The 24,943-nt window shown below is 70.2% G+C and carries 20 protein-coding genes; 7 read left to right on the top strand and 13 right to left on the bottom strand.

The window, feature by feature from the left end; translation table 11 throughout:
• Positions 1–4: 4 nt before the first annotated feature.
• The 3 genes from trpC to ACMV_RS06295 are packed head-to-tail and all read left to right on the top strand — an operon-like array spanning position 5 to position 2,499.
• Positions 5–817 (top strand): indole-3-glycerol phosphate synthase TrpC, encoded by an 813-nt coding sequence (trpC, locus tag ACMV_RS06305; protein WP_007423145.1) that lies wholly within the window; start codon positions 5–7, stop codon positions 815–817.
• Positions 814–1,290: a cyclic pyranopterin monophosphate synthase MoaC gene (gene moaC / locus ACMV_RS06300; protein ID WP_007423144.1), complete on the top strand. Its 477-nt coding sequence runs from the start codon at positions 814–816 to the stop codon at positions 1,288–1,290. The genes trpC and moaC overlap by 4 nt, the downstream gene beginning before the upstream one ends.
• Before the next feature lie 3 nt (positions 1,291–1,293).
• On the top strand, positions 1,294–2,499 hold the full coding sequence (locus tag ACMV_RS06295; RefSeq protein ID WP_013639891.1) for a molybdopterin molybdotransferase MoeA: 1,206 nt from the start codon (positions 1,294–1,296) through the stop codon (positions 2,497–2,499).
• Between the two features lie 89 nt (positions 2,500–2,588).
• On the opposite strand, the gene ACMV_RS06290 is transcribed toward ACMV_RS06295, so the two are convergent.
• The 4 genes from ACMV_RS06290 to rho all read right to left on the bottom strand — a co-directional run bounded on the left by ACMV_RS06290 (position 2,589) and on the right by rho (position 6,282).
• The gene (locus ACMV_RS06290; protein WP_007423740.1) at positions 2,589–2,987 is read right to left on the bottom strand and encodes a DUF4149 domain-containing protein; all 399 of its coding nucleotides are present in this window, start codon (positions 2,985–2,987) and stop codon (positions 2,589–2,591) included.
• A gap of 10 nt (positions 2,988–2,997) precedes the next feature.
• Positions 2,998–4,305, bottom strand: a complete 1,308-nt coding sequence (ahcY, locus tag ACMV_RS06285) for an adenosylhomocysteinase (RefSeq protein ID WP_011942088.1) — start codon at positions 4,303–4,305, stop codon at positions 2,998–3,000.
• 76 nt (positions 4,306–4,381) lie between these two features.
• Positions 4,382–5,005, bottom strand: a complete 624-nt coding sequence (locus tag ACMV_RS06280) for a LysE family translocator (protein ID WP_011942087.1) — start codon at positions 5,003–5,005, stop codon at positions 4,382–4,384.
• 2 nt (positions 5,006–5,007) lie between these two features.
• Complete coding sequence (gene rho, locus ACMV_RS06275) at positions 5,008–6,282, bottom strand: transcription termination factor Rho (RefSeq protein WP_007424843.1); 1,275 nt, start codon at positions 6,280–6,282, stop codon at positions 5,008–5,010.
• 243 nt (positions 6,283–6,525) lie between these two features.
• On the opposite strand from rho, the gene ACMV_RS06270 reads away from it, so the two are divergent.
• The 3 genes from ACMV_RS06270 to tldD are packed head-to-tail and all read left to right on the top strand — an operon-like array spanning position 6,526 to position 10,150.
• Positions 6,526–7,629, top strand: a complete 1,104-nt coding sequence (locus tag ACMV_RS06270) for a COX15/CtaA family protein (protein ID WP_011942086.1) — start codon at positions 6,526–6,528, stop codon at positions 7,627–7,629.
• On the top strand, positions 7,626–8,702 hold the full coding sequence (locus ACMV_RS06265) for a COX15/CtaA family protein (RefSeq protein ID WP_013639890.1): 1,077 nt from the start codon (positions 7,626–7,628) through the stop codon (positions 8,700–8,702). Before ACMV_RS06270 ends, ACMV_RS06265 begins: the two co-directional genes overlap by 4 nt.
• Positions 8,699–10,150, top strand: a complete 1,452-nt coding sequence (gene tldD / locus ACMV_RS06260) for a metalloprotease TldD (RefSeq protein ID WP_013639889.1) — start codon at positions 8,699–8,701, stop codon at positions 10,148–10,150. Before ACMV_RS06265 ends, tldD begins: the two co-directional genes overlap by 4 nt.
• 61 nt (positions 10,151–10,211) lie before the next feature.
• On the opposite strand, the gene ACMV_RS06255 is transcribed toward tldD, so the two are convergent.
• From ACMV_RS06255 to tkt, 3 genes are all read right to left on the bottom strand, one after another.
• The gene (locus ACMV_RS06255; RefSeq protein WP_011942083.1) at positions 10,212–11,405 is read right to left on the bottom strand and encodes a phosphoglycerate kinase; all 1,194 of its coding nucleotides are present in this window, start codon (positions 11,403–11,405) and stop codon (positions 10,212–10,214) included.
• Entirely contained in the window at positions 11,405–12,418 is a 1,014-nt protein-coding gene (gene gap, locus ACMV_RS06250; protein WP_007424838.1) for a type I glyceraldehyde-3-phosphate dehydrogenase, read from the bottom strand. Before gap ends, ACMV_RS06255 begins: the two co-directional genes overlap by 1 nt.
• A gap of 64 nt (positions 12,419–12,482) precedes the next feature.
• Entirely contained in the window at positions 12,483–14,516 is a 2,034-nt protein-coding gene (gene tkt, locus ACMV_RS06245) for a transketolase (protein ID WP_011942082.1), read from the bottom strand.
• 279 nt (positions 14,517–14,795) lie between these two features.
• Between tkt and ACMV_RS06240 the strand changes: the two genes are divergently transcribed.
• Positions 14,796–16,547 (top strand): ABC transporter ATP-binding protein/permease, encoded by a 1,752-nt coding sequence (locus ACMV_RS06240; RefSeq protein ID WP_013639888.1) that lies wholly within the window; start codon positions 14,796–14,798, stop codon positions 16,545–16,547.
• A 12-nt stretch (positions 16,548–16,559) separates the two neighbouring features.
• Here ACMV_RS06240 and ACMV_RS06235 read toward each other — a convergent pair whose 3' ends face one another.
• The 6 genes from ACMV_RS06235 to ACMV_RS06210 all read right to left on the bottom strand — a co-directional run bounded on the left by ACMV_RS06235 (position 16,560) and on the right by ACMV_RS06210 (position 24,934).
• Positions 16,560–17,465, bottom strand: coding sequence for a glycosyltransferase (locus tag ACMV_RS06235; protein ID WP_007424835.1), 906 nt, complete (start codon positions 17,463–17,465; stop codon positions 16,560–16,562).
• Positions 17,462–18,367 carry a dTDP-4-dehydrorhamnose reductase gene (rfbD, locus tag ACMV_RS06230; protein ID WP_013639887.1) on the bottom strand — a complete coding sequence of 302 codons (906 nt, stop codon included), beginning with the start codon at positions 18,365–18,367 and terminating at the stop codon, positions 17,462–17,464. Before rfbD ends, ACMV_RS06235 begins: the two co-directional genes overlap by 4 nt.
• Before the next feature lies 1 nt (position 18,368).
• Complete coding sequence (rfbC, locus tag ACMV_RS06225) at positions 18,369–18,923, bottom strand: dTDP-4-dehydrorhamnose 3,5-epimerase (RefSeq protein WP_007424379.1); 555 nt, start codon at positions 18,921–18,923, stop codon at positions 18,369–18,371.
• A complete protein-coding gene (gene rfbA, locus ACMV_RS06220) occupies positions 18,920–19,801 on the bottom strand; it encodes a glucose-1-phosphate thymidylyltransferase RfbA (protein WP_013639886.1) in 882 nt (293 codons plus the stop codon). The genes rfbC and rfbA overlap by 4 nt, the downstream gene beginning before the upstream one ends.
• Positions 19,798–20,853, bottom strand: coding sequence for a dTDP-glucose 4,6-dehydratase (rfbB, locus tag ACMV_RS06215; RefSeq protein WP_039888972.1), 1,056 nt, complete (start codon positions 20,851–20,853; stop codon positions 19,798–19,800). The genes rfbA and rfbB overlap by 4 nt, the downstream gene beginning before the upstream one ends.
• Positions 20,854–21,190: 337 nt before the next feature.
• Positions 21,191–24,934: a glycoside hydrolase family 99-like domain-containing protein gene (locus ACMV_RS06210; protein ID WP_013639884.1), complete on the bottom strand. Its 3,744-nt coding sequence runs from the start codon at positions 24,932–24,934 to the stop codon at positions 21,191–21,193.
• Positions 24,935–24,943: the final 9 nt, after the last annotated feature.

Raw genomic sequence — 24,943 nt, 5'->3', positions numbered from 1 at the left:
TCCGATGAACGACAAGATCGAACACGACGTGCTGAAGACGATCTGCGCCGACAAGCTGGCCGAGGTGGAGGCGGCGAAGGCGGAGACCGGGCTGGAGGAGATGCGCGCACGGGCGAAGGACACGCCGCCGCCGCGCGGCTTCGCCCGCGCGCTGATGGACGCCGCCGCCTCCGGGCGGACCGGGCTGATCGCCGAGATCAAGAAGGCGTCACCCTCGGCCGGGCTGATCCGCGCCGATTTCAACCCGGCGACGATCGCCCGCGCCTATCAGGAGGGCGGGGCGGTGTGCCTTTCGGTGCTGACCGACCGGAAATATTTCCAGGGCCAGCCCGCGCACCTGCAGGCGGCGCGCGAGGCGGTGGACCTGCCGGTGCTGCGCAAGGATTTCATCCTCGACGAGTGGCAGATCTACGAAAGCCGCGCGATGGGGGCGGACTGCATCCTGCTGATCATGGCGGCGCTGGGCGACGAGCAGGCGCGGGCCTTCGAGGAGCTGGCGAGCGCGCTCGACATGAGCGTGCTGGTCGAGGTGCATGACGAGGCGGAACTCGACCGCGCGCTCGGGCTGCAGGCCCGGCTGATCGGCATCAACAACCGCAATCTCAAGACGATGCAGACCGATATCGCGGTCTCCGAGCGGCTCGCCGGGCAGATTCCGCCGGAGCGTTTCGTGGTCGCGGAAAGCGGCATCCGCGACTATGACGACATCAAGCGGCTGAAGGCGGTGGGGGTGCAGGGCATCCTGGTCGGCGAGAGCCTGATGCGGCAGGACGACATCGTCGCCGCGACGCGCCGGCTGCTCGGGCTCGGGGCATGAGCCGCCTCACCCATATCGACGAGCGGGGGGCGGCGCGGATGGTCGACGTCTCCGGCAAGGCCGAGACGGCGCGGGAGGCGACCGCCGCCTGCCACGTGACGATGCGGGCGGAGACGCTGGCGCTGGTGACCGAAGGCACGGCGAAGAAGGGCGACGTGCTGGCGACGGCGCGGATCGCCGGGATCATGGCGGCGAAGCGGACCTCGGAGCTGATCCCGCTCTGCCATCCGCTGGCGATCGCTGGGGTGACGCTGGAGCTGGAGCCGGACGCGGCGCTGCCGGGCATCCGCATCGCGGCGACGGTGAAGACCACCGGGCCGACCGGGGTGGAGATGGAGGCGCTGACCGCTGCCTCGGTCGCGGCGCTGACGGTGTACGACATGCTGAAGGCGGCGGAGCGGGAGATGCGGATCGAGGGGTTGCGGGTGATCCGCAAGTCCGGCGGGAAATCGGGCGATTTCAGGCAGGAGTGAGCGATGATCAGCGTCGGCGAGGCACGGGAGCGGATTCTGGCGCTGCTGGCGCCGACGGGCGCCGAGATCGTGCCGCTGGCGGCGGCTGCGGGGCGGGTGCTGGCCGAGCCGGTGGTCGCACGGCTGACCCAGCCGCCGCATGACGTTTCGGCGATGGACGGGTTCGCGCTGCGCGCCGCCGATGGCGTGGCGGGGATGCGGCTGCGGGTGATCGGCGCGGCGCCGGCGGGGCACCCGTTCGCGGGCACGGTGGGGCCGGGCGAGGCGGTGCGGCTGTTCACCGGCAGCGTGGTGCCGGCGGGGGCGGACGCCATCGTCATCCAGGAGGATACCGAGCATGACGACGCCTCGGTGACGCTGCGCGAGGCGGCGCGGCCGGGGCGGCATATCCGCCGGGCGGGGCAGGATTTCGCCGCGGGCGAGACGCTGCTGGCGGCGGGGCGGGTGCTGGGCGCGCGCGATATCGGGCTGGCGGCGGCGGCGAACCATCCCTGGCTCGCGGTGCGGCGGCGGCCGGTGGTCGCGGTGCTGGCGACCGGCGACGAGATCGCCATGCCGGGCGAGCCGATTCCGCCGGGCGGGATCGTCAGCTCGAATTCGCACGCGCTGGCGGCCTATATCCGCGCGGCGGGCGGCGAGGCGGTGATCCTGCCGGTGGCGCCGGACGACCGCGCCGCGATCGGCGCGGCGGCGGCGGCGGCGGCGCGGGCCGACCTGCTGGTGACGACCGGGGGGGCGAGCGTCGGCGCGCATGACCTGGTGCAGGCGGGCTTGGCCGAGCGGGGGCTCGACGTCGATTTCTGGAAGATCGCGATGCGGCCGGGCAAGCCGCTGATGGCGGGGATGCTGGGCGGCGTGCCGGTGCTGGGACTGCCGGGGAATCCGGTGTCGGCGCTGGTCTGCGCGGTGCTGTTCCTTGGCCCCGCGATCGCGCGGCTGACCGGGCGGCCGGACGAGGCGCCGCCGACCGAGCCCGCGCGCTGCACCGTGGCGCTGGCGGCGAACGACCACCGGGCCGATCATCTGCGGGCGACGCTGGCGCGGGATGAGGCGGGCGGCTGGCGGGTGACGCCGTTCCCGGTGCAGGATTCGGCGATGCTGAGCCGGCTGGCGCAGGCCGATGCGCTGCTGCTGCGCGCGCCGGATGCGCCGGCCGAGCCGGAAGGGGCGATGGTGCGGGTGATCAGGCTCGACTCATGCGGGATGTGAGTGCCTGATCGGCTGGATCAGGAATTTCCCATAGGTAACTGATTTTTCGGAAAACCGGCCGGACCAGAAGTCCGGCCGAGGACGTTCGGTCAGCCGGCGAGGCCGGCGAGCAGCGCGAACACGATCACGAACTGGACGAGGTTGACCCAGACCGAGAGCCGGTGGCCGCGCTGGAAATCCACCTGGTTGCCGGCGTCGCGCACGGCGTTGAGGTGCGGCATCCATTCGAGCCAGAGCCAGAGGGTGATGCCGGTGACGATCACCGCCAGCAGCGCGTACCACGGATTGCCGCGGATCAGCAGGCCGATGGCGGCGAGCGCCGAGGTGACCGTGATGAACAGGTAGTAGCGCGGGAAGGCGGCCCGGATGAACGGGCCGGCCACGTCCGGCGGCAGTTTCGAGAAGACCAGCGGGGTCATCACCGCGCCGAAGAACAGCATGCCGCCGAACAGGGCGGCGAGCGCCATGACCGCGAGGAAGCTGCCCATCGTCGCCTCCTCAGTAGCGGTAGTCGTCGTGCTTGAAGGGCCCGGCGGTCTCGACGCCGATATACTCCGCCTGCGCCTTGCTCAGCTTCGTGAGCTTCGCGCCGACCTTCTCGAGGTGGAGGGCGGCGACCTTCTCGTCGAGATGCTTGGGCAGGACGTAGACCTTGCGCTCGTAGCGGCCGGCGGGGGCGTTCCACAGCTCGATCTGGGCGAGGACCTGGTTGGTGAAGCTCGCCGACATGACGAAGGAGGGATGGCCGGTGGCGTTGCCGAGATTGACCAGGCGGCCCTCGGAGAGGACGATCAGGCGCTTGCCGTCGGGGAAGACGACCTCGTCGACCTGCGGCTTCACGTTCTCCCACTTGTAGTTGCGCAGGCTCTCGATCTGGATCTCGGAGTCGAAATGGCCGATGTTGCAGACGATGGCGCGGTGCTTCATCGCCCGCATGTGGTCGGCGGTGATGACGTCGATATTGCCGGTGGCGGTGACGAAGATGTCGCCCTTCGGGGCGGCGTCGTCCATGGTGACGACCTCGTAGCCTTCCATCGCCGCCTGGAGGGCGCAGATCGGGTCGATCTCGGTGACCATCACGCGGCAGCCGGCGTTGCGCAGGCTGGCGGCCGAGCCCTTGCCGACATCGCCGAAGCCGGCGACGACGGCGACCTTGCCGGCCATCATCACGTCGGTGCCGCGGCGGATGCCGTCGACCAGGCTTTCGCGGCAGCCGTAGAGATTGTCGAATTTCGACTTGGTGACGCTGTCGTTCACGTTGATGGCGGGGCAGAGCAGCGAGCCGTCGCGCGCCATCTCGCGCAGGCGGTGCACGCCGGTGGTGGTCTCCTCGGAAATGCCGCGGATGTCGGCCAGCATCTCGGGGTATTTGTCGTGCATCAGCTTGGTGAGGTCGCCGCCGTCATCGAGGATCATGTTCGGCGTCCAGCCGTCCGGGCCGCGCACCGTCTGCTCGATGCACCACCAGAACTCCTCCTCGTTCATGCCCTTCCAGGCGAAGACCGGCACGCCGGCCGCGGCGACGCCGGCGGCGGCGTGGTCCTGGGTCGAGAAGATGTTGCAGGAGGACCAGCGGACGGTGGCGCCGAGCTCGATCAGGGTCTCGATCAGCACCGCGGTCTGGATCGTCATGTGCAGGCAGCCGGCGATGCGGGCGCCCTTGAGCGGCTTCGAGGCGCCGAATTCGCTGCGCAGCGCCATCAGGCCCGGCATCTCGGTTTCGGCCATCGAGATTTCCTTGCGGCCCCAGTCGGCAAGGGCGATGTCGCGGACCTTGTAATCCGTGGGCTGGCTGGCGTCGGGCATCGGGGGGTCTCCGTCTGAATTCCGGTCGGGATATAGGGGGTGGGCGGTTGTTTGCAAAAGGTTTCGGCGGCGCCTTCTAGACGGCGGCGCCGAGGATGCGCGCGCCGATCGCGATCAGCAGCGTGCCGACGGTGCGCTCGATCCACAGCCCGGCGCGGCGATAGGCGCGCTGGACGCGGGCGCGGGAGAACAGCAGGGTGACCAGGCAATACCAGGTGACTTCCTGCAACCCGACGATCGCGATCGCCGCGGCGCTGAGCCAGAGCGGGGTGTGGGCGGGCAGCAGGGCGACGAAGATGCTGGTGAAGAAGATCACGATCTTCGGGTTGCCGAGATTGAGCGCGGCACCGGTGGCGACGGCGCGCAGGAAGCCGGGGCTGCCGGATGGGGCGGCGAGGTCGAGTTCCGGGGGCGGGGCGCGCCAGGCGCTGATGCCGATCCAGACCAGATAGAGGCCGCCGGCGATCTGGATCGCCTCGTAGAGCGGGGCGAAGCGGGCCATGACGAGGGCGACGCCGAAGCAGGCGGCGGCGGCCCAGGTGGTGGCGGCGATGGCGACGCCGAGGCTGAGGCCGAAGCCCGCCGCCCTGCCGCGCCCCGCCGCCGCCCGGCTGACCAGCAGGAAGGCCGGGCCGGGGCTGATCATGCCGATGAAGTTGGCGAGCGCCAGTTCGGCCAGCGGCAGCGCGTAGGGCGACATGGTCAGGTGTTCATGGCCTCGAAGAAGTCGTTGTTGGTCTTGCTGTATTTGAGCTTGTCGAGCAGGAAGTCCATGGCCTCGCCGGGGCCCATCGGGTTCAGGATGCGGCGCAGCACCCACATCTTCGACAGGGTCGCGCGCTCGACCAGCAGCTCTTCCTTGCGGGTGCCGGACTTGGTGATGTCGATCGCCGGGAAGGTGCGCTTGTCGGAGAGCTTGCGGTCGAGGATGAGCTCGGAGTTGCCGGTGCCCTTGAACTCCTCGAAGATCACCTCGTCCATGCGGCTGCCGGTGTCGATCAGCGCGGTGGCGATGATGGTGAGCGAGCCGCCTTCCTCGATGTTGCGCGCGGCGCCGAAGAAGCGCTTGGGCTTCTGCAGGGCGTTGGCGTCGACGCCGCCGGTGAGCACCTTGCCCGAGGAGGGGACGACCGCGTTGTAGGCGCGGGCGAGGCGGGTGATCGAGTCGAGCAGGATCACCACGTCGCGCTTGTGCTCGACGAGGCGCTTGGCCTTTTCCAGCACCATCTCGGTGACCTGGACGTGGCGGGTGGCCGGCTCGTCGAAGGTGGAGGCGACGACCTCGCCCTTCACGGTGCGGGCCATGTCGGTCACTTCCTCGGGGCGCTCGTCGATCAGCAGGACGATGAGGAAGGCCTCGGGGTGGTTGGCCGAGATCGAGGTGGCGATGCTCTGCAGCATCACCGTCTTGCCGGTGCGCGGCGGGGCGACGATGAGGGCGCGCTGGCCCTTGCCGATCGGGGCGATGAGATCCATCACCCGGGCCGTGTAGTCCTTCTGCTGGCCCTTGGGCGGCGGCGGCGCGTCCTCGATCTCCATCTGCAGGCGCTGGTTGGGATAGAGCGGGGTGAGGTTGTCGAAATTGATGCGGTGGCGCACCGCGTCCGGCGCCTCGAAATTGATCGTGTCGACCTTCTGCAGCGAGAAATAGCGCTCGCCTTCCTTGGGCGCGCGGATCTCGCCGGCGACGGTGTCGCCGGTGCGCAGGCCGAAGCGGCGGATCTGCGCGGGGGAGACGTAGATGTCGTCCGGGCCGGGGAGGTAGTTGCTCTGCGGGCTGCGCAGGAAGCCGAACCCGTCGGGCAGGGTTTCCAGCGTGCCGTCGCCATGGATCGCCTGGTCGTTCTCGGCATAGGCCTTGAGAATGGCGAACATCATGTCCTGCTTGCGCAGCGACGACGCGTTTTCGACCTGAAGCTCCTCGGCGAGGCTGAGCAGGTCGGTGGGGGATTTGGCCTTGAGTTCGGCGAGCTTCATGGAGAATCCGGGACAGGATGAGCCCGTTCGGAAAAAGGGACGGGCGGGTGCGGAGAATTGTGGAGGGGCCCGTTGCGGGCCGGAAGCGGCGGGCGTGTCTGTCCCGCTCGACGATCAGATGGCGCAACTGGGGCGCGAGGTCAAGATTGCTCGATGGAACAAGGTGGGCGGGCGCGCGGGTTTACAAGCGGGGTTTCGGGTGCAAATCGGGGGGCAGGATCGGCAGAGTCGGGATTTGGACTGATGGCATCGCAATCGGTGGCGGGTATCGGCGGCAGGACGGCGGCGGGCGAGGCGCGGGCGGCGAGCCCGGAAAGCCGGCGGATGGTCGCGATCTGGCTGTTCGTCAGCTTCGCGCTGATCGTCGAGATGTTCGGGATCGGCGCCTATGTGCAGAACATGAACGCCGGCCTGTCGATCATGGCGTGGCAGCCGGTCTCGGGCGTGATCCCGCCGCTGACCCATGCGGCGTGGGAGCGGATGTTCGCGCTCTACAAGACGATTCCGCAATACAAGGAGCTCAATCGCGGCATGGACCTCGCCGGGTTCAAGGCGATCTTCTGGCCGGAATGGATCCACCGGATGTGGGGGCGGCTGCTCGGCTTCGACTTCGGCGTGCCGCTGGTCTGGTTCCTCTGGACCGGGCGGATCGAGCGGCGGCTGCGGCCCTGGCTGGTGACGCTGTTCGTCCTGGGCGGGGTGCAGGGGCTGATCGGCTGGTGGATGGTCGCCTCCGGCTTCCAGCCGGGGCTGACCGAGGTGTCGGTGTTCCGGCTCTCGGTGCATTACTGTTTCGCCACCCTGCTCGCCATCGCCGTGTTCGCCACCGCGCTGACCGTGCTGAAGCCGGCCGAGACGCGGCTGCCGCCGGAGGAGGCCGCGCGCTATGCGGGGGCGCGGCGGATGGCGATGGGCTCGATCGTGCTGATCTCGATCGCCATCGTGGCGGGGACGTTCCTCTCGGGCACGCATGCCTACACGATCGACAACACCTTCCCGCTGATGCAGGGGCGCTGGGTGCCGCCGGATTACGCGGCGCTGCACCCGTTCTGGAAGAATTTTTTCCTCAACAAGGCGGCGACGCAGTTCGACCACCGGCTGCTCGGCACGGTGGCGGCGGTGGGCGTGCTGGCGGCGGTGGTGGCGGCGATCCGCGCCGACCTGCCGGCGCGGGCGCGCGATGCGTTCCTGGTGATGGGCGCGCTGCTGATCGTGCAGTATATTCTCGGCGTGACCACGCTCGTCTCCAAGATTCTCGATATCGGCATCGTGCACCAGCTCAACGCGGTGCTGCTGCTGGCCGCCGCGGTGTGGGCCTGGTTCGAGCTGCGCGGGCGGCCGGCATGAGCGGTGCGGCGGCGCGGGGGGACCGGCTGGTCGGCACCTGGCTGCTCGTCATCTGCTTCATGATCTTCGGCATGGTGGTGGGCGGCGGCCATGCGCGGACGATCGGCGCGGGGTTCGTGATCCAGACCTGGCAGCCCTTCACCGGCATCGTCCCGCCGCTGACCCATGCCGCCTGGGAGCGCGCCTTCGGCCTCTACAAGGCGACGGCGCAGTATCAGGCGATGCAGCCGAAGATGACGCTGGGGCAGTTCCAGTCGCTCTACCTGCCGATGTTCCTCGACCGCGACTGGGGGCGGCTGATGGCGGTGGTGTTCCTGGTGCCGCTGGCGGCCTTCCGGCTGCGGGGGCGGATTTCGAACCGGCTGACCGCCTGGCTGCTGTTCCTGTTCGCGCTCGGCGCCGGCGAGGCGACGATGGGCTGGTACATGACCTACGAGGGCATGACGAGCCGCATCCTCCAGCCCTCGCCGCTGTATCTCGGGCCGCATTTCGTGCTGGCGATGCTGATCTTCACCGCCATGCTGTGGACGGCGCTGACGCTGCGCAACCCCGAGCCGGCGATTCTGCCGGGTCTTGCCCGGCTGCGCGGGCTGCTGAGCGTCTCGATCGGGCTGATCATCGCCACGATCGGGCTCGGCGCGCTGGTGGCGGCGAGCGGGGCGCTCAAGGTGTACAACACGTTTCCGCTGATGGACGGGCACGCGCTGCCGCCGCACGCGCTGGCGCTGCACCCGCTCTGGCTCAATTTCCTCGCCAACAAGGCGACGGTGCAGTTCGAGCACCGGGTGGCGGCGACGGTGACGGCGATCGTCGTCGTCGTTGCCGCGGCGATGGGGCTGCGCGCGCCGGTGGGGGCGAAGGCGCGCGACCTGTTCCTGCTCTTGGCCGGGCTGGTTTCGCTCCAATATATCCTGGGCATGAGCACGCTGGTCTCGGGCATGGCCGAACTCGGCTATGTGCACGAGTTGAACGCCGTGCTGCTGCTCGCCGCCTGCATCGCCTGCCGCCACGCGCTGCGCGGCGCGACGGCGGCGGTGCCGCTTCCCGTCTATGAGATGAAGGCCGCTGAATGATGTCCGACACGATGCAAGACATGCTCGCCACCGCCGACCGGCTGTTCCACGGCAATGACGGGCTCGACGTGATCGAGGCGCGGCGGGCCATCGCCCCCGTGCTGGAGGCCGCCGACGATGGCGAGCTGTTCCTGGAATATCGCGAATCGGAGGTGGTGAGCCTGGATGACGGGCGGATCCGCAACGCGAATTTCGACAGCCGGCGCGGCTTCGGCCTGCGCGCGGTGACCGGCGAGGCGGCGGTCTATGCCCATGCCGGGGAGATTTCCGACGCGGCCCTGGCGCGCGCGGTGGAGACGCTGCGGGCGGCGCGGCAGGGCGATGCCGGGACGGTGGCGGTGGCCCCCGCGGCGGCGACGCGCAGGCTCTATACCGGGCACAACCCGCTGGCGGAGATGCCCTTCGCGGCGCGGGCGGCGCTGCTCGGCGAGATCGACGCCTATGCCCGCGCCGCCGATCAGCGCGTGGTGCAGGTGATGGCGAGCCTGGCCGGCGAGTGGCAGGTGGTCGAGATCGTGCGGGCGGATGGGGTGCGCGTGGCCGATGTGCGGCCGCTGGTGGTGCTGCATGTGTCCGTGGTGATGGAGCAGGACGGGCGGCGCGAATCGGGCGGCCACGGCGCCGGCGGGCGCGCGACCTATGACGGGGTGACGGCGCCGGCCTTCTGGCGGGCGGCGGTGGACGAATCGATCCGCAAGGCGGCGCTGAACCTCGACAGCGTGCCGGCGCCGGCGGGCGAGATGCCGGTGGTGCTGGGCGCGGGCTGGCCGGGCATTCTGCTCCACGAGGCGATCGGGCATGGGCTGGAGGGCGATTTCAACCGCAAGAAGACCTCGGCCTTCGCCGGGCTGATGGGCAAGCGCGTCGGCTCGAAGGGGGTCACCGTGGTCGATGACGGCACGATCCCCGACCGGCGCGGCTCGCTCAGCGTGGATGACGAGGGGACGCCGAGCGGGCGCACCGTGCTGATCGAGGACGGCATCCTGACCGGCTACATGCAGGACCGGCAGAACGCGCGGCTGATGGGCATGGCGCCGACGGGCAACGGGCGGCGGCAGTCCTACGCGCATCTGCCGATGCCGCGGATGACCAACACCATCATGCTGGAGGGCGAGGCGAGCCGGGAGGACATGATCCGCTCGGTCAAGCGCGGCATCTATGCGGCGAATTTCGGCGGCGGGCAGGTGGACATCACCTCGGGCAAGTTCGTGTTCACCGCCTCGGAGGCCTACATGATCGAGGACGGGCGGGTCGGCGCGCCGGTGAAGGGGGCGACGCTGATCGGCAACGGGCCGGACGCGCTGACCCGGGTGGAGATGATCGGCAACGACCTCGAACTCGACCCCGGCATCGGCACCTGCGGCAAGAACGGGCAGGGCGTGCCGGTGGGCGTGGGGCAGCCGAGCATCCTGATCGGCGGGCTGACCGTGGGCGGCACCGCCTCCTGAAACGGCAACCGCCGGCCCGGGGGACCGGACCGGCGGCTTCTGGCGTGGCGCGTTGCGCGGATCAGCGCGGCGCGAGCGCTGCGACGCCCGGCAGGGTCTTGCCTTCCATCCATTCGAGAAAGGCGCCGCCGGCCGAGGAGACGTAGGTCAGGCGATCGGTGACGCCGGCGAGGCGGAGCGCCGCCACCGTGTCGCCGCCGCCGGCGACCGAGATCAGCCCGCCGGCCGTGGCTTCCGCCACCGCGATGGCGAGGCGCATGGTCGAGGTGTCGAAGGGCGGGGTCTCGAAGGCGCCGAGCGGGCCGTTCCAGATCAGCGTCTTCAGTTCCTTCACCGCCGCGATGATCGTCTCGGTGGTGGCGGGGCCGACATCGAGCGCCATCGCGTTCGCCGGCACCGCGTTCGCCGGCACGGTTTCGGTGGGCGGGTTCGGCGCGAAGGTTTCGCTGACCACGAAATCCGACGGCAGCAGGATGCGGCAGCCATGCGTCGCCGCCGATTCGACGATGGCGCGGGCGGTGTCGTGCAGGGCGGGTTCCTGCAGCGACTTGCCGAGTTCCGCACCCTGGGCGGCAAGGAAGGTGTTCGCCATCGCGCCGCCGATCACCAGCAGGTCGACCTTGGTGATCAGGTTGGTCAGCAGGTCGAGCTTGGTGGAGACTTTCGAGCCGCCGACGATGGCGCCGACCGGCCGCTTCGGGTGGCTGAGCGCGGCTTCGAGGGCGGCGAGTTCCGCCTGCATCAGCCGGCCGGCATAGGCGGGCAGCAGATGGGCGAGACCCTCGGTGGTGGCGTGGGCGCGGTGGGCGGCGGAGAAGGCGTCGTTGACGAAGATGTCGCCATTGGCGGCGATCGCCTTCGCCAGGGCAGGGTCGTTGCTCTCCTCGCCGGGATGGAAGCGGGTGTTCTCCAGCACGAGGATGTCGCCCTCCGCCATCGCGGCGACGGCGGCCTCGGCCTCGGGGCCGATGCAGTCAGCGGCGAAGGCGGTGGGCCGGCGCAGCACCGCGCCGAGCGCGGCGGCGACCGGGCGGAGCGACATGTCCGGCACGACCTTGCCCTTCGGCCGGTCGAAATGCGAGAGCACGATCACCTTCGCCCCCTTGCCGGCGAGTTCGACGATGGTCGGCGAGAGGCGCTCGATGCGGGTGAGGTCGGTGATCCGGCCGTCGCGCAGCGGGACGTTGAGGTCGGCGCGCACGAGGACGCGCTTTCCCCTGACATCGACCCCGTCGAGCGGGCGCCAGTCCGCCATCAGAGCGACCCGAACAGGGCGGCGGTGTCGCTCATCCGGTTCGAGAAGCCCCATTCATTGTCGTACCAGCCCATGACGCGGGTGAGCGCGTTGTCGATCACCGCGGTCTGCGGCGCGTCGAAGCTGCAGGAATAGGCGACGTGGTTGAAGTCGGCGCTGACCAGGGCCTCGGTCGAATAGTCGAGGATGCCCTTGAGCTTGCCCTCGGAAGCCGCCTTCATCGCCGCGTTGATCTCGTCCTTGCTGGCCTGCTTCTTCAGGTTCACGTCGAGCGAGACGAGCGAGACGTTCGGGGTGGGCACGCGGATCGCCGTGCCGTCGAGCTTGCCCTTCAGCTCGGGCAGGACGAGGCCGACGGCGCGGGCCGCACCCGTGGTGGTCGGGATCATCGAGAGGGCGGCGGCGCGGGCGCGGTGACGGTCCTTGTGCAGGGTGTCCACCGTCTTCTGGTCGCCGGTGTAGGAGTGGATGGTGACCATGTAGCCGCGCTCGATCCCGAAGGCCTCGTGCAGCACCATCGCCATCGGCGCGAGGCAGTTGGTGGTGCAGGAGGCGTTGGAGATGATCGTCATGTCCTTGGTCAGCGTGTGGTGGTTCACGCCGTAGACGATGGTGGCGTCCACCCCGTCGGCCGGGGCGGAGACCAGGACCTTGCGGGCGCCGGCCTCGATCAGCTTCGCCGCGGCGTCGCGCTTGGTGAACAGGCCGGTGCATTCCATCGCCACGTCGACGCCCTGCATCGGCACCTTCGCCGGGTCGCGCTCGGCGGAGACGCGGATCGGCGCGTAGGTGCGGCCGGCATTGGTGATGACGATGCTGTCGCCCTTCACCTCGACCGTGCCGGGGAAGCGGCCATGCACCGAGTCGTAGCGGAGCAGGTGGGCGTTGTCCTCGACGCTTCCGAGGTCGTTGATCAGGACGCATTCGACGTCGGAACGCCCGCTCTCGATCATCGCGCGCAGCACGAGGCGCCCGATGCGGCCGAATCCGTTGATCGCGACTTTGACGGTCATGTGAAGAAGTCTCCCTCGAAAACGTTCAGGTGAGCCGGAAGCGGTGGCGGTGTTGGCGGCGGGATTACAGCTTCGCCTTCACCGCCGCAACGACCGCCTCGGCGGTGATGCCGAAATGCTGGAACAGCTTCTGGTAGGGCGCGCTGGCGCCGAAGCCGTGCATGCCGATGAAGGTGCCGTCCGGCCCGAGCAGGCGTTCCCAGCCGAAGCCGACCGCGGCCTCGACGCCGACGCGCGGAGCCTCGCCCAGCACCTCGGTGCGGTAGCCGGGGTCCTGGCGTTCGAGCAGTTCGAAGCTCGGCACCGAGGCGACGGCGACGGTGATTCCCTCCGCCGCCAGCATCTCGCGCGCCTTGAGCGCGAGGGCGACTTCCGAGCCGGTGGCGAGGATGGTGGCGCGGCGCGGCCCCGCGGCCGGGGCGACGACATAGCCGCCGCGGGCGGAGAGGTTTTCAGCGCCGTGGTCGCGCGGCAGGGTCGGCATCGCCTGGCGGCTGAGCACGAGCAGGACCGGGCCGTCCTTGTGCTTCAGCGCGATGTCCCAGCATTCGGCGGTCTCCATCGCGTCGCCGGGGCGCAGCACGAGGACGTTGGGCATGGCGCGGAACGAGGCGAGGTGCTCGACCGGCTGGTGGGTCGGCCCGTCCTCGCCGAGGCCGATCGAATCGTGGGTGAGCACGAAGATCGAGCGGATGCGCATCAGCGCGGCGAGGCGGATGGCGGGGCGGCAATAGTCGGAGAAGATGAAGAACGTGCCGCCATAGGGGATCAGCCCGCCATGCAGGGCGAGGCCGTTCAGCGTCGTGCCCATGCCGTGCTCGCGCACGCCGAAATGGATGTAGCGGCCGGCGTGGTCCTTCGCCGTGAATACGCCCATCGACTTCACGAAGGTGTTGTTCGAGGGGGTGAGGTCGGCGGAGCCGCCGACCATTTCGGGGACCACGGGCACCACGGCGTCGAGCGCCATCTGGCTGGCCTGGCGGGTGGCGACGTTGGGCTTCTCGGCGGCGATCTTCTCGCGCAGGGCGGCCATCGCGGCGGTGTAGTCGGCCGGCAGGTCGCCGGCGAGGGCGGCATCGAAGGCGGCGCGCTGGTTGCTGGCGGCGTGGCGCTTCGTCCAGGCGCGGTGGGCGCCGGCGCTGCGCGATCCGGCCGCGCGCCAGGGGGCGAGGATGTCGTCCGGCACGGTGAAGGGCGGGGCGGTCCAGCCGAGCAGGGCCTTGGCGGCGGCGGCCTCGTCGGCGCCGAGGGGCGAGCCGTGGGTGGCCGGGGTGCCGGCCTTTTTCGGCGCGCCGAAGCCGATGATGGTGCGGCAGGCGATCAGCGTCGGCTTGCGGCTGCGCAGGGCGAAGCGGATGGCGGATTCGATCTGCTCGGGGTCGTGCCCGTCGATCCGGCGGGTGGCCCAGCCATAGCCGGCGAAGCGCTTCAGCACGTCGTCGGTCATCGCGATGTCGGTGCCGCCGTCGATCGAGATCGAGTTGTCGTCGTAGAAGACGGTGAGCTTGTCGAGGCCGAGATGGCCGGCGATGGCGCAGGCCTCGTGGGACACGCCCTCCATCATGTCGCCATCCGAGGCGATGACCCAGGTGCGGTGATCGACCAGGCCCTTGCCGAAGCGGGCGGCGAGCATGCGCTCGGCGAGGGCGAAGCCGGTCGCCGTCGAGATGCCCTGGCCGAGCGGGCCGGTGGTCATTTCGATGGCGGGATGCTCGATCCGCTCGGGATGGCCGGCGGCGCGGGCGCCGAGCTGGCGGAACTGGCGCAGATCGTCGATCGACATGCCCTCGTAGCCGGTGAGGTGCAGCAGCGCGTAGAGCAGCATCGAGCCGTGGCCGGCGGAGAGGATGAAGCGGTCGCGGTCGGGCCAGTGGGGATCGGCCGCGTCGAACTTCATGAACTTCGTCCACAGCACCGTCGCGACATCGGCCATGCCCATCGGCATGCCGGGATGGCCGGACTTCGCGGCCTCGACGCCGTCGATCGCGAGCGCGCGGACGGCGTTGGCAAGCCGGCGGGTCTCGGTCATCGGGCGGGCGAGGACCGCCTTCTGGCGCTCCAGCGCAATCTCGTTGCCGGCGGTGTCGCTACTGGCCATGTCATCCCTCCTGTTCGGGTCCCGGTCTTAAGACCCGCGCCCGGCATCGGCAAGTCAGCTTTGATTCATGCCCGTTAAGCATAATTAAGCCCGAAGGGACGCGCGTCATGTTCGGGAAGTTTGAAGCCGGGGCACGATGTTCAACCGCGGGACGGGCCGGCGCGCTCACGATGGCGCGAGAGCGGCGGGGCGTTCGGCGGATCGCGGCGCCGCCCCGGCTGGCCTTGCGGCGCCGGCGCCTATATGGGGGCGGGACGACAAGTGGATGCGGAGACAGAGATGGACGACGACCTCGCCCGGACCGGATTTTTTCACCGCCTGCTCTATGTGGCGACGCCGTTCTTTCGCTCGGAACAGCGGCTGGCGGCCTGGGGGCTGCTGGTCGTCAACGTCATCACCGTGCTGGTGATCGTGGCGATGAACTATGCGCTGACGGTCTGGAACGGCTCGTTCTTCGACGCGATGCAGCGCTACGACGTGGCGGAGATCTGGCGGCTGTTCGGCATCTTTCTCGGGCTGGCGGCGATGGTCGTGGTGATCAACACCGCGAGCCAGTATTTCGCGCAGATCTTCCAGATCCGCTGGCGGCGCTGGATGACCGGGCACATGGTCGATGGCTGGATGGACCGCGAGGCGCATTACCGGATGCAGCTCGACGACCGCGGCATCGACAATCCCGACCAGCGCATCTCCGACGACATCGACTTCTTCACCGGGCAGACGGTGAACCTGCCGCTGAGCGCGCTGCAATCGGTGGTGACGATCGTCTCGTTCTCGGTGATGCTGTGGCTGCTGAGCCGCAACCTGCGGCTGTTCGGCCTGTATATCCCCGGCCTGCTGCTGTGGATGAACCTGATCTACGCGATCGGCGGGACCTGGCTGATCCTGCTCATCGGCAAGCCGCTGTTCTGGCTGAACAACATCCAGCAGCGGGCGCAGGGCAATTTCCGCTTCGAGCTGATCCGGGTGCGGGACAATTCCGAGGCGATCGCCACCGCGCATAGCGGCGATGCGGAGGCGACGCGGCTGAAGCGGACCTTCGCGCCGGTGGTCGAGATCTTCTACCGCCGGGTCTACCGGACGGTGTTCGTCAATACCTTCAACTTCTCGTTCAACACGCTGGGCGGGCTGCTCGCCTTCGGCCTGGTGATCCCGTCCTATCTCGCCAAGCGGATCCTGATCGGCACGGTGTCGCAGACCAACAACGCGTTCGGCCAGACGCAGCAGGCCTTCGCGTTCATCCTCAACAATTTCAGCTCGATCGGGCAGGGCTATCTGTCGATCACCGAATGGCGCGCGGTGGTCGACCGTCTCTATACGCTGGAGGTGAGCCTGCGGCGGCATCACGCGGCGGCGACGGCGCCGCGCATCGCCTATGCGCGCGGGGACGAGGCGGGGCTCGCGATCGAGGGGCTGACGCTGACGCTGCCGGACGGGCGGAAGCTGCTGGAAGGGCTCGACATCGCGATCGGGCCGGGCGAGCGGGTGCTGATCAGCGGGCCGACCGGGTCGGGCAAGAGCACGCTAGTGCGCGCGATCGCGGGGATCTGGCCGTTCGGCGAGGGGCGGGTGACGATGCCCGCCGGCCGGGTGCTGTTCGTGCCGCAGCGGCCCTATCTGCCGAACGGAAAGCTGATCGAGAGCATCGCCTTCCCCTATGGCGAGGCGCTGGAGCCGGCGCGCGTCGCGGCGATGCTGGAGCGGGTCGGGCTCGGGCATCTCGCCGGGCGGCTGGAGGCCGAGCAGGCCTGGGACCGCGAACTGTCGCTCGGCGAACAGCAGCGGATCGGCTTCGCGCGCTGCGTGCTGCTGCGGCCGGAGGTGGTGATCCTGGACGAGGCGACCTCGTCGCTCGACGAGGATTACGAGGCGCGGATGTATCGCACGCTGCTCGACGAGCTGCCGGGGGTGACGCTGGTCAGCGTCGGGCACCGCTCCACCATCATCCGCTACCACGCGCGGCGGCTGCGGCTGACCGGGGATGGCGGCTGGCGGGTGGAGGCGCTGGCGGCGGAGACGCCGGCGGCCTGACCCGCGGCGGGATCAGCCGAGCACGAACCAGAGGCGGAAGAGCAGGTTTTCCAGCACCGTCTGCCGCGTCAGGCCGGGGCAGCGCATGGCGCTGAGGCGCGGCGCGAAGCCGCCCTCGAGCCCGGCGGAGATCCGCGCCAGATCGGCGCGGGCGGCGGCGGTGAGCAGGTCGCCATGCGCTTCGAGCTGGCGGACATGGCGTCGCATCATCGTCATGAAGATGTCGGGGCCGCGGCGGATCGCGCCGAGGGCGCGCGCCACGGTCGTGCGCGGCGAGCCGATCAGGTTGTCCTTGTGCTGGCGGTAGAGGACGACGGGCTCGGGGTCGATGGTGATGGCGCCGCCGCAGGCGCTGACGACGATGTAGCTCCACCAGTCATGCACGGTGCCGGAGGGGCCGGGGATGCGGTTGACCATGTCGGCGGCGGCGCGGTTCATCACCGCCGTGTTGCCGTGGACCACGTTCTGCGTGAGGCAGGCGGGAAAGCCGGGCTTGCGGGCGGGCAGGGCGGAGAGCTTGCGGCCCTGCAGCGCGGCATCGACCAGGTATTGCCGGGCGGTGTAGAGGCGTGCGCCCGCACCCGGGCCGCGCAGCGCCGCGCGGGCGCGGGCGAGTTTTTCCGGCAGCCAGACATCGTCCTGGTCGGCGAAGGCGATGAGTTCGGCGTCCCCCGCCTCGGCGAGCAGGGCGAGGAAGCTCTGGCCGGCGCCGAGATGGAAGCCGGAATGCGCCACCTCGACGCAGCGGCCGGCGCCGAGGCCTGCGGCGAAGCTGGCCATGATCTCGCGCGTGGAGTCGGAGGATCCGTCATCGCGCCAGAGGAGGCGCCAGTCCTGGTCGGTCTGCGCTGCGAAGCTTGCGAGCTGTTCGGGGAGGAAGCGCGTTCCGTTGAAGGTGGAGAGGAGGATGGTGATCACGGTGTTTCGTCCTGCGCGAGGATTGCGGGGACGATGCGGGCGGTGGCGTCTTTCCAGTGTGGGAGGGCGAGGGCGAAGGTTTGGCTGAGTTTTGTGGTGTCGAGGCGGGAGTCGGCGGGTCGGCGGGCTGGGGTGGGCCAGTCTGCGGTGGCGATGGGGATGATGTCGGGGTGTGGTGTGCCGTGGCGAGCGGCGAGGGCGAGGATTTCGGTGGCGAAGCCGTGCCATGAGGTGTCGCCGGCGCTGGTGGCGTGGAAGATGCCGGCGAAGCCGGGCTGCCAGCCTTCGGCGAGGATGCGAGCGGCGATGGCGAGGATGGCGTCGGCGAGGTCCTCGGCGGCGGTGGGGGTGCCGCGCTGGTCGGCGACGACGCGCAGCGCCGGCAGGCGGCGGGCGGCGGCGATCATGGTGCGGGCGAAGTTCTTGCCGGTGGCGGAGAAGACCCAGGCGGTGCGGAGGATGATGGCGTCGGCGCCGGCGGCGAGGATGGCTTCCTCGCCGGCGGCCTTGCTGTGGCCGTAGACGCCGAGCGGGGCGATCGGGTCGGTTTCGGTGTAGGGCGCGCCCTTGGTGCCGTCGAAGACGTAGTCGGTCGAGACGTGGATGAGGGGGATGCCGCGGCTGCGGCAGAGGGTGGCGAGGGTTGCGGGGCCGTCGCGGTTGGCGCGGAAGGCGGCGTCGGCGCTGGTCTCGGCGGCGTCGACGGCGGTCCAGGCGGCGGCGTTGACGACGAGGGCGGGATCGGCGGCGGCGAGGGCCCTGGCGATCGTTTCCGGGGCGTCGAAGTCGAAGCCGGGGCGGCCGATGGCGCGGGCGGGGAGCCCGGCGGCGGGCGCGCGGGCGGCGAGGGCGTGGCCGAGCTGGCCGCTCGCCCCGGTGATCAGGATCGGGCGGGGCGGCATGTCAGAGCCTGAACCAGGGTTCGGCCTCGGCCAGGCGGGGCAGGAGATTGTCCTTGTCGGAGAGGAGGGCGGTGCCGGCGGGGACGGGCCAGGGCAGGGCGAGATCGGGATCGTTCCAGATGACGCCGCGTTCGGAGGCTTTGTCGTAGGGGGCGGTGACCTTGTAGACGACCTCGGTATCGGGCTCGGTGGTGCAGAAGCCGTGCAGGAAGCCGGGCGGGATCCAGAGCTGGCGCCCGTTGGCGGCGGAGAGCTCGGCGGCGGCGTGGCGTCCGAAGCTGGGCGAGCCGTGGCGGATGTCGACGGCGACGTCCCAGATCGCGCCGCGGATGCAGCGGACGAGCTTGCCCTGGGCGAAGGGGGCGAGCTGGCAGTGCAGGCCGCGGATGGTTCCTGGGCGGGTGGAGGAGGAGTGGTTGTCCTGCACGAAGGTTTCGGTGAAGCCGAGGGCGGCGAGCCTTGCCTGGTTCCAGGTTTCGCTGAACCAGCCGCGGGAATCGGCGAAGCGGGGCGGGGTGATGAGCATGACGCCGGGCAGGTCGAGCGGCTCGATCATGCGGCCTCTCCGTCGGCGAGTTCGCGCAGGACGCGGCCGAGCTCGGTCTTGCCGAGGCGGGCGGCGTGGCGGCGCAGGGTGTCGGCGTCGATGAAGCCCATGCGGAAGGCGACTTCCTCGGGGCAGCCGACGAGCTGCCCCTGGCGGGCCTGGATGGTCTGCACGAAGGTTGCGGCCTGGAGCAGGGAGTCGGGGGTTCCGGCGTCGAGCCAGGCGGTGCCGCGGCCGAGGCGCTCGACGGCGAGGGAGCCGTCGTCGAGATAGAGGCGGTTGAGATCGGTGATCTCGAGCTCGCCGCGGGCGGAGGGTCGGATGCGGCGGGCGAATTCGGTGACCCGGCGGTCGTAGAAATAGAGGCCGGTGACCGCCCAGCTGGAGGCGGGGGCGGCGGGTTTCTCGACGATGTCGATGGCGCGGCCGGCATCGTCGAAGGTGACGACGCCGTAGCGCTCGGGATCGCGCACCTGGTAGGCGAAGACGGTGGCGCCGGCCTCCCGGCCGGCGGCCTGGCGCAGCGCGAGCGAGAGATGGTCGGCGTGGATGAGGTTGTCGCCGAGGGCGAGGGCGCAGGCCTCGCCGGCGAGCCAGTCCGCGCCGATCAGGAAGGCCTGGGCGAGACCGTCGGGCGAGGGCTGGGCGGCATAGCCGATGCGGATGCCGTATTGGCTGCCGTCGCCGAGCAGGCGGCGGAACTGGGGCAGGTCCTGCGGGGTGGAGATCAGCAGCAGGTCGCGGATGCCGGCGAGCAGCAGGGTCGACAGCGGATAGTAGACCATCGGCTTGTCGTAGACGGGGAGGAGCTGCTTCGAGGCGGCGAGGGTGGAGGGGTGCAGGCGGGTGCCGGAGCCGCCGGCGAGGATGATGCCCTTGCGGATCATGCGGCGGTACCGAGGCGCTGGCCGGCATAGCGGCGGGCGCGGATGGCGCGCCACCAGGTCTCGTTGGCGAGATACCAGTCGACGGTGCGGGCGAGTCCGGCCTCGAAATCGTGGGCGGCGCGCCAGGCGAGGGCGGCCTCGCTGCGGGCGGGGTCGATCTCGTAGCGGAAATCGTGGCCGGGGCGGTCGGCGACGAAGGTGATCAGCCGCTCGCGCGGGCCGGCGGGATCGGGGCGGCGGGCATCGAGCAGGCGGCAGATGGCGCGGACGACGTCGAGATTGGAGCGGGGCTGGCGGGCGCCGATGGCGTAGGTCTCGCCGGGCGTGCCGGTGAGGGCGATGGCGAGGAGCGCCTCGGCGTGGTCCTCGACGAAGAGCCAGTCGCGCAGGTTGGAGCCGTCGCCATAGACGGGCAGGGGCCGGCCCTCGAGGGCGTTGATGAGCACCAGCGGGATGAGTTTCTCGGGGAACTGCCAGGGGCCGTAATTGTTGGTGGTGTTGGAGACGATGGCGGGCAGGCCGTAGGTGTGCCGCCAGGCGCGGACGAGATGGTCCGAGGCGGCCTTGCTGGCGGCGTAGGGGCTGCGGGGGTCGTAGGGGGTGGTTTCGGTGAAGGGGGGATCGCCTTGTTCGAGGGCGCCGAACACCTCGTCGGTGGAGATGTGGTGGAAGCGGAAGCGGCGGCGGGCGGGCTCGTCCAGGGTGGCGAACCAGGCGCGGGCGGCCTCGAGCAGGACGAAGGTGCCGGTGATGTTGGTGTCGATGAAATCGCGCGGCCCGTCGATCGAGCGGTCGACATGGGATTCGGCGGCGAGATGCATGACGATGTCGGGCCGGTGCGCCTCGAAGACGGCGCGCATCGCCGCGGCATCGGCGATGTCGGCGCGGATCAGGCGATGGCGCGGATGCCCCAGCGCAGCGCCCAGCGCGTCCTCCGAGGCGGCGTAGGTCATCTTGTCGACGGTGACGACCTCGTGCGGCGTGCTCGCCACAAGCCGACGGACAACCGCAGAACCAATGAAGCCGCAGCCCCCGGTGATCAGAAATCGCAAGGTTGGATCAGGCATAATCTCAAAAAGAGCGGATCAGGAAATCTGCTTCGCGCAAGATGTTTGCAAATGCGGAACGTCGGAATCGTGTCGTGATGCGACGGGGACGGATGCGGCCCCTAACGCCAAAGTAATATAACAGCTTTGATAGCCGGAATCATCTCATGAATCGGCATCAAAACAGATTTATTTCATAGTTATTTACAGGGTTTTTCGTAAATCTTGAGTTTTTAATTAGAAACTAGAACTAACAATATAAATGATGTTAGATAGTATTTTCCTGATAAAATTTCACGAACGAAGAATCGATTGGAAAATAAAGACGTTCGCCGGGTTCGGCTCAGATCTTTTTACGGGTGCGCGGGGCGTGAGACAGGCTGAGCCGGGCGGCGAGGTCGTCGCGCCAGGCGCGCTGGGCGGCGCGGGCGGCATCGTCGAGGCCGAGGGTGTCGGCGGCGATCGCCTGCACCCGGGCGATCTCGGCGAGATGGGTCCGCCCGTCGAGCGAGGCGGTCGCTCCGCCCTCGTGCCGGCGGTGGACGTTCAGCGGCTCGGCGACCCAGACGACCGGGCCGGCGGCATGGGCGAGCAGGTCGATATAGAGCCGCCAGTCGCCGGCGAGGCGGAAGGTGGCCAGCTCGTCGCCGAGGCGGGCGAGGCTCGCGCGCAGCGCGTCGCGCCGGAACAGCACGGCGCTGACATTGAGGATGAGGTTGCGGGTGGCGAGGAAGCGGGTGGCGAAGTCGCGCGCATCGAGGGTCATCGTCGTCGCGAGGTCGGCGGCGCCGGATTCGGCATAATAGCGCCGGTAGTCCGGCATCAGGGTGCGGCCCTCGTCGTCCACCGCGCGGGAATCGGCGATCGCCATCACCGCGCCGGGCGCCGCGGCGAGGGCGGCGGCGAGGCGGGCGACGAAGCGGGGGGTGGTGTCGTCATCGGCCTCGGCGATCCAGACGAAGTCGCCGCGCGCGGACTCGGCGGCGCGGCGCCACTGGCCGAAGGGCGAGCCGCTGTTGCGTCGGGCGCGGCGCACCGCGAGGCTGCGCCGCCAGCCGGCGGCGGTTTCCCTGGCCACCGCCACCGAACCGTCGGTCGAGGCGTCGTCGAGCAGCGTCACCTCCTCGAGCGGGTAGGTCTGGCCGAAAATGCCGGCGAGGCGGCGGGGCAGGTGACGCTCGTAATTGTAGTTGGTGACGAAGCAGGAGACGCCGATCAGCCCGGGGCTGGCGAGGGCGAGCAGGCGGCGGGCATAGGCGGCGAAATCGAAGCGGGTTGCGGCCTCGGCGGCGATGCGGGGGCGGGCGGCGGCGAGTGCTTCATGGTCGAGCCGGGCGGCGATCGCGGCGGCGAAGGCGGCGACGTCGCCGGCGGGCACGCTCTCGCCCGCGCCGGTCTCGCGCAGCAGGTCGGGGATGCCGCCGGAGCCGGCGAAGGCGATGGCGGGCAGGCCGGCGGCCATCGCCTCGATCACCGTGGTGGGCAGCGGGTCCTCGCGCGAGGTGAGGGCGTAGAGGTCGGCGCCGCAATAGGCGGGGGCGACATCCTCGTCGAAGGGCAGCAGGTGGAAGCGGCCGGTGGCGCGGGCGGCCTCGATCTCGGCGCCGAGATAGTCGCGGATCCAGAGATGGGTCTCGCCGAGCCAGACGAAATGGATGTCCGGCCGGGCGGCGGCGAGCAGGCGGAAGGCCTGGAGGAAGAGGTCGAACCCCTTGCGCAGGTCGCCGAAGCCGACGCCGAGCACGGCGAAGGCATCCTCCGCGAGGCCGAGCCGGGCGCGGAAGCGGCGGCGGGCGGCGGCATCGAAGCGCACGCCCTGGTAGTTCCCCTGGGGGATGACATGGGCCGCGGGCGTGGCCTCGAGCGCGGCGCACAGCGCGTCGCGCACATGGGCCGAGGAAAACACGGTGGCGGCGGCGGCGCGCATCCCCTGGCGGGCGACGCCGCGCAGGGCGCGCTCCTCGACGAGGCGGGGCATCTCGTGGACCAGAAGGATGCTGCGCAGCCCGGCCTCGGCCAGCGGCCCGCAGGCCCGCGCCGAGGCGAGGCTGTTGACGATCGCCGCGGTGATGCCCTGGGCGCGGTAGGTAGCGACATGGTGCTGCAGCGCGGGTTCGTTGGGGGCGAGGTCGACGATGCCCTCGGCCTCGTAGTCGGGGACCAGATCGCCGCCGCCGAGCAGCAGGATGCGCGGCACGATGCCATGCTGGCGGCGCAGGGTGCGGGCGAGGTGGAGCAGCAGCATCTGCGCGCCGTGGGGCAGGGCGTCGTGCCCGACGAGGAGGAGGTTCTGCGCGTCCGCCGCATCGGCGCGGCCGGTGATGGCGCGGGCGGTGGCGTTGAGGAAGGCGGCGCCGAAATGCAGGTCGGGTTCGAGATAGGCGCCCTCGGCCCATTCGTTCCAGGCGTTGATGCAGACGATCGGCTCGCCATGGACCGGGGCGCGGCGGGCGCGCTCGATCAGCGCCGCGAGCCAGGCCTGGTAGGCGGCGGGCGTCGCCTCGTGCAGCACGACGCCGGCCCCCTCGCGCCGCGGGTCGTTGTCCCAGCCGGGGACGGCGGTGCGGATCAGCGGATAGGCGGGGTCGGGGTCGGCGAGGGAGGCGGCGACGATGTCGTCATAGCGGTAGACATCGGCCGAGAACGCGGGGTCGAACAGGTCGAGCGCGGTGTCGAGCTTGGGGGCGCCGACCACCAGCTTGTGCGGCGGGAATTCCACCGCGCCGTCGAGCCCGTGGCGGCGGGGGTCGTAGTCGTGGAAGCTCTGGGCCATGAAGAGCAGCGGGGTTTCGCCGTGGCGCTCGGCGAAGAGGCGGCGCCAGCGGGCGATGGTCGCGGGCGGATCGGAGATCAGGGCGGCGCGGTAGATCATCAGCAGCGGCCGGCCGTCGAGCCGGATGTAGCGCGGATCGGCGAAATGGCGGGCGAAGTCGTCGACCAGCGCGGCGTCGTCCTCCGGCCGGTAGTCCTGGGCGAGGAGGATCTCGCGTTCCAGCCCGTCCCACCGCCGGGTCCAGTTCTCGTTCGCCCACATCAGGCAGAAGGGCATGTCGAGCGCGGGATCGGCGAGGAAGCGCTCGACCGGCCGCTCCAGCAGGCGGCGGCGGTTGAACCAGTAGTAATAGAAGACGAAGCCGCCGAGCCCGGCCTCCTTCGCCATCGCGATCTGGCGGGGCATCACCGCGGGATCGTCGAGCGAGTAGAAGCCGAGATCGCGCGGGGCGCGGGGCTGGTAGTGGCCGGCGAAGCGCGGGGTGGCGCGGACGAGGTTGGTCCATTCGGTGAAGCCGGTGCCCCACCAGGCGTCGTTCTCGGGGATACGGTGGAATTGCGGCAGGTAATAGGCGAGCACGGTGGCGAGGCGGGGCGCGCCGGGCGGCAGGGGCTGGCGCGGCTCGAAGGCGGGGGCGGGGCGCGTGGCGGCGCGGATGGCGCCGGCGATCAGCCGCTCGCCGGCCGGCCGGCGCGGGTGGAAGCCGCCGCCGCGATGGGCGAGATAGTGCAGGAACGGATTGCCGCCGGCGATCTCGTCGGCATAGCGGGCGGCGTAGAAGCCGATGTCGAAATCCGGGCTCGGGTCGCGCCGCTCGGCGGCGCCGAAGGCGCAGAAATGCTCGAACGGATCGCTGCCGGCGGCGGCGACGTCGGGGTTGTTGTCGAGATACCATTGCGGGTCGAACAGCGGGACCGGGCTGACCTTGCCGGTGCGGCGGCGGGAGAGGAAATCGGCCGGCGCGTTGGCGCCATCGGGGATGCCATAGGTCTCGCGATACCAGCCGGCGTGGAACAGCGGCGAGGGGTCGCGGCCCTCGCGGTCGCCGAAATCGATGTAGTGGCGCAGCGGGTTGGCGCCGGAGGCGGCGATGTCGGGGTTGCGGGCGAGGTAGAAGGCGGGGTCGAAATAGGGGTTGGGGCGATGCCCGGCGCGCCAGCCGCGGCGGCAGAAATCGGTGAGCGGGTCGGTGCCGGCCGGCATGTCCTGCGCCTGCAGCGCGTAATGGCCGGGATCGAACAGGCCGCTCGGGCGGATCGCGGCGATGTCGCCGGCGAGGTCGGGGTCTTCGGCGGGGGGATGGGTCCGGGTCATGCGGCGCTC

It is taken from the genome of Acidiphilium multivorum AIU301 (genome assembly GCF_000202835.1).
Classification (GTDB): domain Bacteria; phylum Pseudomonadota; class Alphaproteobacteria; order Acetobacterales; family Acetobacteraceae; genus Acidiphilium; species Acidiphilium multivorum.
The sequence above is the reverse complement of the archived record's forward strand: the minus strand, read 5'-3'. Positions and strand labels throughout refer to the sequence as shown.

Excerpts from the sequence above, each read along its gene's own strand:
- rfbA (WP_013639886.1), bottom strand. The coding sequence starts at position 19,801 with ATGATCCGCAAGGGCATCATCCTCGCCGGCGGCTCCGGCACCCGCCTG.
- rho (WP_007424843.1), bottom strand. The coding sequence starts at position 6,282 with ATGAAGCTCGCCGAACTCAAGGCCAAATCCCCCACCGACCTGCTCAGC.
- tldD (WP_013639889.1), top strand. The coding sequence starts at position 8,699 with ATGATGTCCGACACGATGCAAGACATGCTCGCCACCGCCGACCGGCTG.
- moaC (WP_007423144.1), top strand. The coding sequence starts at position 814 with ATGAGCCGCCTCACCCATATCGACGAGCGGGGGGCGGCGCGGATGGTC.
- ACMV_RS06265 (WP_013639890.1), top strand. The coding sequence starts at position 7,626 with ATGAGCGGTGCGGCGGCGCGGGGGGACCGGCTGGTCGGCACCTGGCTG.
- ACMV_RS06295 (WP_013639891.1), top strand. The coding sequence starts at position 1,294 with ATGATCAGCGTCGGCGAGGCACGGGAGCGGATTCTGGCGCTGCTGGCG.
- ACMV_RS06255 (WP_011942083.1), bottom strand. The coding sequence starts at position 11,405 with ATGGCGGACTGGCGCCCGCTCGACGGGGTCGATGTCAGGGGAAAGCGC.
- tkt (WP_011942082.1), bottom strand. The coding sequence starts at position 14,516 with ATGGCCAGTAGCGACACCGCCGGCAACGAGATTGCGCTGGAGCGCCAG.
- ACMV_RS06240 (WP_013639888.1), top strand. The coding sequence starts at position 14,796 with ATGGACGACGACCTCGCCCGGACCGGATTTTTTCACCGCCTGCTCTAT.
- ACMV_RS06270 (WP_011942086.1), top strand. The coding sequence starts at position 6,526 with ATGGCATCGCAATCGGTGGCGGGTATCGGCGGCAGGACGGCGGCGGGC.
- rfbC (WP_007424379.1), bottom strand. The coding sequence starts at position 18,923 with ATGATCGAGCCGCTCGACCTGCCCGGCGTCATGCTCATCACCCCGCCC.
- rfbD (WP_013639887.1), bottom strand. The coding sequence starts at position 18,367 with ATGCCGCCCCGCCCGATCCTGATCACCGGGGCGAGCGGCCAGCTCGGC.
- ACMV_RS06210 (WP_013639884.1), bottom strand. The coding sequence starts at position 24,934 with ATGACCCGGACCCATCCCCCCGCCGAAGACCCCGACCTCGCCGGCGAC.
- ahcY (WP_011942088.1), bottom strand. The coding sequence starts at position 4,305 with ATGCCCGACGCCAGCCAGCCCACGGATTACAAGGTCCGCGACATCGCC.
- gap (WP_007424838.1), bottom strand. The coding sequence starts at position 12,418 with ATGACCGTCAAAGTCGCGATCAACGGATTCGGCCGCATCGGGCGCCTC.
- ACMV_RS06290 (WP_007423740.1), bottom strand. The coding sequence starts at position 2,987 with ATGGGCAGCTTCCTCGCGGTCATGGCGCTCGCCGCCCTGTTCGGCGGC.
- ACMV_RS06280 (WP_011942087.1), bottom strand. The coding sequence starts at position 5,005 with ATGTCGCCCTACGCGCTGCCGCTGGCCGAACTGGCGCTCGCCAACTTC.
- trpC (WP_007423145.1), top strand. The coding sequence starts at position 5 with ATGAACGACAAGATCGAACACGACGTGCTGAAGACGATCTGCGCCGAC.